Annotated in this window: 8 protein-coding genes and 2 pseudogenes; 8 read left to right on the plus strand and 2 right to left on the minus strand. The window is 70.1% G+C overall.

All coding sequences use genetic code 11. The annotated features are described in order from the left end of the window. Positions 1-125: 125 nt before the first annotated feature. Together ACY45C_RS15700 and ACY45C_RS15705 are read left to right on the plus strand one after the other, a co-directional pair. Positions 126-356, plus strand: coding sequence for a hypothetical protein (locus tag ACY45C_RS15700; protein WP_173645797.1), 231 nt, complete (start codon positions 126-128; stop codon positions 354-356). A gap of 344 nt (positions 357-700) precedes the next feature. After that, positions 701-940, plus strand: a complete 240-nt coding sequence (locus ACY45C_RS15705) for a hypothetical protein (RefSeq protein ID WP_462188339.1) — start codon at positions 701-703, stop codon at positions 938-940. Between the two features lie 62 nt (positions 941-1002). Here ACY45C_RS15705 and ACY45C_RS15710 read toward each other — a convergent pair. Both ACY45C_RS15710 and ACY45C_RS15715 read right to left on the minus strand, forming a co-directional pair. Further along, positions 1003-1191 (minus strand): annotated as a pseudogene (locus tag ACY45C_RS15710) (FmdB family zinc ribbon protein); the annotation flags it as partial. Next, the gene (locus tag ACY45C_RS15715) at positions 1140-1928 is read right to left on the minus strand and encodes a 5-formyltetrahydrofolate cyclo-ligase (protein WP_462188340.1); all 789 of its coding nucleotides are present in this window, start codon (positions 1926-1928) and stop codon (positions 1140-1142) included. The pseudogene ACY45C_RS15710 and the gene ACY45C_RS15715, both read right to left, overlap by 52 nt. Before the next feature lie 364 nt (positions 1929-2292). Here ACY45C_RS15715 and ACY45C_RS15720 point away from each other — a divergent pair, with 364 nt between their 5' ends. From ACY45C_RS15720 to ACY45C_RS15745, 6 genes and pseudogenes are all read left to right on the plus strand, one after another. After that, a complete protein-coding gene (locus ACY45C_RS15720) occupies positions 2293-3258 on the plus strand; it encodes a UTP--glucose-1-phosphate uridylyltransferase (protein ID WP_462188341.1) in 966 nt (321 codons plus the stop codon). Positions 3259-3582: 324 nt separating this feature from the next. After that, entirely contained in the window at positions 3583-4962 is a 1380-nt protein-coding gene (gene glp, locus ACY45C_RS15725; RefSeq protein ID WP_462188342.1) for a molybdotransferase-like divisome protein Glp, read from the plus strand. Next, a complete protein-coding gene (gene moaC / locus ACY45C_RS15730) occupies positions 4959-5468 on the plus strand; it encodes a cyclic pyranopterin monophosphate synthase MoaC (protein WP_462188343.1) in 510 nt (169 codons plus the stop codon). The genes glp and moaC overlap by 4 nt, the downstream gene beginning before the upstream one ends. Then, on the plus strand, positions 5465-6094 hold the full coding sequence (locus ACY45C_RS15735) for a MogA/MoaB family molybdenum cofactor biosynthesis protein (protein ID WP_462188344.1): 630 nt from the start codon (positions 5465-5467) through the stop codon (positions 6092-6094). The genes moaC and ACY45C_RS15735 overlap by 4 nt, the downstream gene beginning before the upstream one ends. A gap of 9 nt (positions 6095-6103) precedes the next feature. Next, positions 6104-6736, plus strand: coding sequence for a GNAT family N-acetyltransferase (locus ACY45C_RS15740; RefSeq protein ID WP_462188345.1), 633 nt, complete (start codon positions 6104-6106; stop codon positions 6734-6736). A 626-nt stretch (positions 6737-7362) separates the two neighbouring features. Next, a pseudogene (locus ACY45C_RS15745) lies at positions 7363-7571 on the plus strand (hypothetical protein); the annotation flags it as partial.

Genomic DNA, 7571 nt, shown 5'->3' on the forward strand with positions numbered 1-7571 from the left:
CCCTAATAGGGCCCGGACCTCATCCAGGCGGCGAGGGGTGGGGGGCATGGTTTCCTCTTCCGTCTATTTGCTGCTCAGCAAATTAGACCCTAGCGAGGTTCTTGAGGAAGAGCAAAGTGGTTACGATGTTCCGCGTGGACGACGGTGAGCAGTTGGTCGGCATCGGGGACATCGCGTTCCAACTCAAGATCACTCGCCAGGCGGTAGACTACTGGACACGCAAGGACTCCCGGTTTCCGGCGCCCTTGCAGGTCATCAACGCGCCGATGGGTAGCGGTGCCAAAGGCACCCGGGTTTGGCGCAAGCGAGAGGTAGACGCCTGGATCGTGGAGCACTATCGGCGGCGCAAACAGTAGGCGTCCCGGCCATCGGCCGAGGTCACCGCATCAGGTCAGATCTGGCCGGCACCAGGGCTCCGGGCCGTCCGGTGGCGTGGCCGGTCCAGGGCGGCCAGAAATCGCCGCCAGTGGGGCGGAAGGGCTTCCGTTAGATGAGTAAGTCCGAACTCTGAGCTGGCTGTAGCCGGGCATGAAGAGATGGCTTCCAAGGCCATGGTGTGACGCAAGATCTGGAAACCCTCTCCGGCATCTCCCGGTCACCGCATCCGGGGGTCGGTGGGTGAGCCGCGGCGGGGAGGAACTGGGTACTCCGTGCCCGGGCATGCCCAAGGCGTCCAGGCCGAGACGCCCGGACGCCTTGGGTGGATCCAGCGGCTGGTCAGGCCGCCGCGGTGCTGGAGGCCGGAGCCGACGTCGTCGAGGAGGCCGTGGCGGTGCCGCCCGACGAGGTCGAGGACGACGAGTCCGAGCTGGCGGAGCTGTTGGTGCTCCCTCCGGATGTCGCCTCGCTGCCGTTGCTCGTGGCCGTGGCGTCACCGATGTCCTTGGGACGGTGCTGCGCGGACCCGCCGGAGGAGTTGGACCGGCTGTCGTTCTTGTAGAAGCCGCTGCCCTTGAACACCACGCCCACCGAACCGAACACTTTACGAAGTCGCCCGGCGCAGGCTGGGCACTCCGTCAGTGATACGTCGCTGAAGCTCTGTACGACCTCAAGGTCACGCCCGCAGTCGGTGCAGCGGTACTGGTAGGTAGGCACGTGCTCCTCCCGGAGTTGGCACTCTGACGTGGAGACTGCCAACTTTAGCTTGTAGAGGGCCCGAGATGTTCCCCGGTGCCGTCGGTTGGTTCGCACCGTAGCGTACGACTCGGCGTGATGATGATCTTTACGTTGTGATCGTGGGACTCCGTGGGGACCTCATCCAGAACCTCTTGGTCGTGCAGGACGGCGATCACCGGAACGTCGGCGCCCACCCGGGCCAGCACCCGGTCATAGGAGCCCCCACCGTGCCCCAGACGCCGGCCCGCCCGGTCGACCGCGAGCGCCGGGATGATCACCACGTCGGCCTCGGCGAGAACCCCGCGGGGTGCCGCCGCCGGTGGTTCGCGGGTACCCAGCGCGCCGGGCACCAGTGTTCCGACGTGCTCCCGGAAGTCCAGATCGAGATCGGCGCGCAGGGCGGGCAACAGCACCCGCACCCCGCGAGCCAGCAGTCGATCAAGCAGCTCGGCGGTGTCCGGCTCGCCGGGCAGCCCCACATACGCCGCCACGCACCGCGCGGCCTCCACCTCGGGCAGCCGCTGGATGCGGTTGGCCAGTCGGGACGCATCCGACCTGGACAGCGAGCCCCGACGCAGGGCCATGGATGCGCGGCGCTGTATCAGCAGCCGGGCCCGCAGGCGAGCCTTGGCCTCGCCGGCCTCGGGGCAGCCGCCGGGGGTTCGGTCGACACCGCCGTGACGGGGGCGGGCACGCCCCGGGTCCGCTGGCCGACTCCCGAGTTCGGATACCGGTCCGGGATGCGGACGGATCGTCAGCTCGACGGTGAGCTCTTCGTTGAGATCACCCGGAGGCCGGTCATTCCACTGCACACTGACAGCCTCCCGCAGGTTGGCCGCCAGCGGGCGGGTTGCCGCGGCATACGACACGTGAACGTGGGCGTGATGTTGGATGGAGGGTTCTCAGGTTACAAATTGTGGCATTTATACTAACTAGTAGTGATATTGTCGGCTGGTAGAGGTGTTGCCAGTTACTGGTAGAGGTGTTGCCAGTTACTGGTAGAGGTGTTGTCGGTGGTGGATCGGGTGGCACGAGGTGCCGCGGGCTCGTTCTCGGACCCGCGGCGCACGTCCGGGCGAGCGGCGGGCGGGACCGGCGGCCGCCGTGAGCTGTGCATTGCCTGTGCCGGGGCCGTGGGCGGTGCCCGTGTCCACGGACCCGACTAAGGTTTCGGCTATGCCAGTAACGAAGGCGGTAATTCCAGCCGCGGGTCTGGGGACCCGCTTCCTGCCGGCGACGAAGGCCGTCCCCAAGGAGATGCTGCCGGTCGTCGACAGGCCGGCTATCGAATACGTCGTCGAGGAGGCGTCCCGCGCCGGTCTGCGTGATGTCCTGCTTGTCACAAGCCGCACGAAAAAGGCGATCGAGGATCATTTCGATCGTGAGGCGGACATCGAGGCGGCCCTCGAACGGAAGGGCGACGATCTTCGTCTCCGTCGGGTCCGGGCGTCGGCGGAACTGGCCGAGGTCCACTCGGTCCGCCAGCAGTCGCCGCGTGGGCTCGGTCATGCCGTGCTCTGCGCGGCGGCGCACGTGGGGAACGAGCCGTTCGCCGTCCTCCTCGGTGACGATCTCATCGACGAGCGGGACCTGCTGCTCGAGGAGATGCTTGCCGTGCAGCGCCGCTTCGGGGGCAGCGTCATCGCCCTGATGGAGGTGCCCGAGGACCAGGTCTCCCTCTACGGCGTCGCCACGGTGGAGTCCATCGGCACTGGTACCGGCACCGGTGCCGACGACCGGTACGGGATCGTGCGGATCCGTGACCTGGTCGAGAAGCCACCGGTCGCGCAGGCTCCGAGTAATCTGGCGATCATCGGGCGGTACATCCTCTCGCCGACGATCTTCGATGTCCTGCGGCGGACCGAGCCGGGACGGGGCGGGGAGATCCAGCTCACCGACGCCCTGCGGATCCTGGCGCTACGGGCGGTCGAACCGGCCGGTGCCGCGGGGGGCACCGACACCGACACTGAGCCCGTGCACGGGGTGATCTTCACGGGTCGGCGGTACGACACCGGCGATCGGGTGGACTACCTGAAGGCCGTCATCCGGCTCGCGTGCGAGCGCGCCGACCTTGGCCCCGAGCTGTACCCGTGGATCGAGGAGTATGTCGCGTCCGGCGGCCCGAAGGCAGCATTGTTCTAATTTATCCATATTTTTCAAATTTATCCGCTTCATCGCTTGAGAGTCTCGGGGTGTGCTGGCTTCTCTTCGGGTAGGCCTTGACGGCTCCGGCGACGACTCCGGCAAGGACCGGAACGCTCCTGGAACCGGCCAGCGCCCGGCGGTCGCGGCACGCCGTTCGGACCGGGAGGCCCGGAGCGGATGCGCCCCGTCCCGACCGCTGGAGGTACCCGAAGGTAACTGCGGGTAAGAGGTGCCCGGGCTTCGACGGCCGTAGCCTGGGTGATGCCGGACCCGGCGCGCGACGGGTGGTGCATCGAAGGGCAGAGAAATGGACGGGCGCCCATGACTTCGGTGGATGAACACCTCGAGCGGATCCTGGCGACGGTGCGGCCGACCCGCGCTCGGCAGGCCAGGCTGGACGAGGCGCACGGATGCGTGCTCGCCGCGGACGTCCGGGCGACGGTCGCGCTTCCCGGGTTCGACAACTCGGCCATGGACGGGTACGCCGTCCGGGCCGCCGACGTGGCCGAGGCGTCGGCGGCCACTCCCGTCTCCCTGCCGGTCATCGGCGACGTCCCCGCGGGTCCGGGTTCGCCGGCCGCGCTGGTCCCCGGCGCCGCGGTACGCATCATGACCGGGACCCCGCTGCCCCCGGGAGCGGATACGGTCGTCCAGCTCGAGTGGACCGACGGTGGCTGCCAGACCGTCGCGGTCCAGCGGGCGCCGCGCCGTGGCCTGCACATCCGCCGGACGGGGGAGGACGTCGCCCCGGGCGCCCTGGTGCTCCCCGCCGGGACGATCATCGGCTCCGCGCAGATCAGCCTGCTCGCCGCGGTCAACGTGGCCCGCCCGCCGGTGCATCCCCGGCCGCGGGTGGCGGTGCTGTCCACCGGGACCGAGCTCGTCGAGGTCGGTACACCGCTGGGCGCCGGGCAGATCGTCGACTCGAACAGCCATGGCATCGCCGCCGCGGCGCGGGAGGCCGGCGCAGTGGTACGCCGCCTGGCCGGGGTGCCCGACGAGCCGGACGCCTTCGCCGCAGCCCTGCACGGGGTGCTTCCCGACGTGGATGCCGTGGTGACGACCGGTGGCGTCAGCGTCGGGGCGTACGACGTCGTCAAGGAGGTGCTCGCGCGGACCGGGACCGTCCGGTTCGACCGGGTCGCGATGCAGCCGGGCAAGCCGCAGGGTTTCGGCCTGGTCGACGGTGTGCCGGTCTTCACGTTGCCGGGGAACCCGGTCAGCGCCCTCGTCTCGTTCGAGCTGTTCGTCCGCCCGGCCCTGCAACGGATGCGCGGTCTCGCCGGCACCGGGCTCCCGAGGATTGTCGTGACCGTCGGATCCGACCTGCGTTCCCCTCTCGGGAAGAGGTCCTTCCTGCGGGTGGGACTGGAGCGGAGCGGGGGCGGCGGGTGCCTGGAACCCGCCACCGTCGCCCAGTTGGCCGGCGGGCAGGGGTCACATCAGCTCACCTCGCTAGCGGGAGCGCAGGCGCTGCTGATCATCCCTGAGGAGGTTACCGAGGTGTCGGCGGGCAGCCGGCTGCCGGCGTTGTTGCTCCCGGACGGATTGAGGGCCATTCTCTCCGGCATGGCCTGGGCGGTTGCGGACACTGCGGACGTCGATGCCCCGGACCTGGCTTCCCCGGACCTCGGCTCGCGGGCTGAAGCCGGCCGGGGGGACGCGGCCGCGGCCCGGGCCGCCGGATCGGTGCCCTGGTGACCGCAGCCCGGCTCACCCACGTTGACGACCGCGGCGCGGCCCGCATGGTCGACGTGTCGGCGAAGGACGTCACTGCCCGTACCGCGACCGCCACCGGGATGCTGCGGGTCATTCCCGAGGTCGTGGCGCTGCTGCGCGGGCAGGGGGTACCGAAGGGCGACGCCCTCGCAGTCGCCCGGGTCGCGGGGATCATGGGGGCCAAGCGTACGCCTGATCTCGTTCCGCTCTGCCATCCCATCGCGATCTCCGGCGTCACGGTCGAGCTGGACGTACGGGACGACGGTGTGGCGATCACGGCCACCGTCCGGACGGCGGACCGGACCGGCGTCGAGATGGAGGCGCTGACCGCCGTCGCCGTCGCCGTCGCCGGGCTCACGCTGCACGACATGGTCAAGGCGGTGGATCCCGCCGCGGAGCTGACCGGGGTGCGAGTGATCGCGAAGACCGGGGGACGCTCCGGAGACTGGCCTGCCGCCCCCCCGCCGGGCGCGGGGTCCGCGGAATGAGTGGCATGCGCCACCTTCCCGCGGGTGCCCGGGCCCGGGTCATCACCGTCTCCGACCGGGCGTACCGAGGGATCTATGCCGACCGGTCGGGCCCGTTGCTCGTCGCCGGGCTCGTCGAACTCGGTTTCGAGGTGGGCGCGGCGACGATCGTCCCGGACGAGCGGGATGAGATCGTCGTGGCGCTGCGGTCCGCCGCCGCCGACGGCGTGGACTTGGTGGTGAGCACCGGTGGCACCGGCCTCGGTCCCCGCGACGTCACCCCCGAGGCGACGCGCGAGGTGATCGAGCGGGCCGTGCCCGGACTTGCCGAGGCGCTGCGCGCGGCGGGTCGGGAGACCGTGCCGGCGGCGGTGCTCTCCCGCGGGCTCGTCGGAACCGTCGCCGCCACCCTGGTGGTGAACCTTCCCGGCTCGACCGGTGGGGTACGCGACGGGCTGGGCGTGCTGGCCGGGGTGGTGGGTCATGCCGTCGCCCAGCTGCGCGGGGCCGACGACCACGGGCACCCGGCCGCGGGGTCCGCGGGCCTCGCCACAGCCGCCGCCCCTGCCCCAGCCCCAGCCCCAGCCCCAGCCCCAGCCCCAGCCCCAGCCCCAGCTGATGCTGCCGATGCTGCCGACGCCGGATAGGGCGCGACGGTGGGAGCTCCGGGTTGGCCGGCAGTCCTGACCGACGGACGGGTCCAGGCGCGGCCGCTTCGTCTGCGTGACGCCTCCACGTGGGTCGAGGTGCGGCTGCGCAACGCCGACTGGCTGGCGCCGTGGGAGGCGACCCCACCCGGAGTGATGATGGTCCGCGAGACCTGGGCGCAGCGCCAGACCCTCTCGATCTACCGTCAGATGTGGCACCGCCTGCGCCAGCAGGCCCGGCTCAGCGCCACGTTGCCGTTCGCGGTCACCTTCGAGGGGCGGCTCGTCGGTCAGGTGACCGTGTCCACGATCGTGCGCGGGGCGTTCAACAGCGCTCAGGCCGGCTATTGGATCGACAGCGAGTACGCCGGTCGAGGCATCACGCCGACCGCGCTCGCGCTCGTCGTCGACCACTGTTTCGGGCCGGTCGGGCTGCACCGGGTGGAAGCGAATGTGCGCCCGGAGAACGCCGCGAGCCGGCGGGTGCTCGCGAAGCTCGGCTTCCGCGAGGAAGGGCTGCACCGGCACTTCCTCGCCATCGACGGCCGCTACCGCGACCACATCGGATTCGCGCTGACGACCGAGGACGTCCCCGAGGGCCTGGTGCACCGCTGGCGGGAGACCCGGTACAGCCGGCCCTGAGCGGCCGCCGCGCCGCCCGACGGTGCCGCGCCCGACGGTGCCGCCGCGCCTGAGAACGATGCCTGGATCCACGGCTCGCGTGACACGTTCCACTCCGGCACCGGGACGGTGTCGGTTACCGGACGTAGTCCCTTCTCGTCACCGCCCGTCGTTCCGGATCTCAATCCGGTGACAAAGCGAAGGTCCTGACCGGATGTCGATGCTCTCTACAAGGGCTTCCATAGGTCAGATGCGGCCCTGGGGGGTCCGCGGTGCGTTTTGACGACCACACATCCACCATCACCCATCCAGTTGCGGATGCGACACGCGGGCTCCGGGTCGGTGACCACGTGGATTTCGCTCACTAGCGTCGACTACGAAATCGCAATCGTTGGTGTCGAGAAGAGGCTCCTCATGGTCAGAGCGCCCGCGCCCGCCGCGCTCGCCGCGGATGGTGTGCGTCCGGTGGGTGGTGGGTGGGACACGTTTCCCGTGCTGTTCCCTCTCCCCGGGAGCGGTGAACACCACGGAGACCACAGATCCCGCGAAATTGACAACGTAACCACAGGATCGGGTGGGAGTATGGGGGCGGGCGGGATCATGATGGTCGATGATGGGATCGACCAGGGTCGTGCAGGCGTGGTCCGATGAGCGCGTTGATCTGGGTGGCGATCGTCGCGGTCTGGGGATTCGTGCTGATCCCGATGTGGCTGCGCCGTCACGACACGACGGCGCAGCAGCGGTCCACCGAGCGTTTCACGGTTGCGAGGCGGGTGCTCTCCCGACGGCCACCCGGCCGGGGCGATGCCGTCGTCGATCGTTTCGGCGGCGATCATGACGGCGTCTTCACCGCGGG

It is taken from the genome of Frankia sp. CcWB2, from assembly GCF_977927585.1.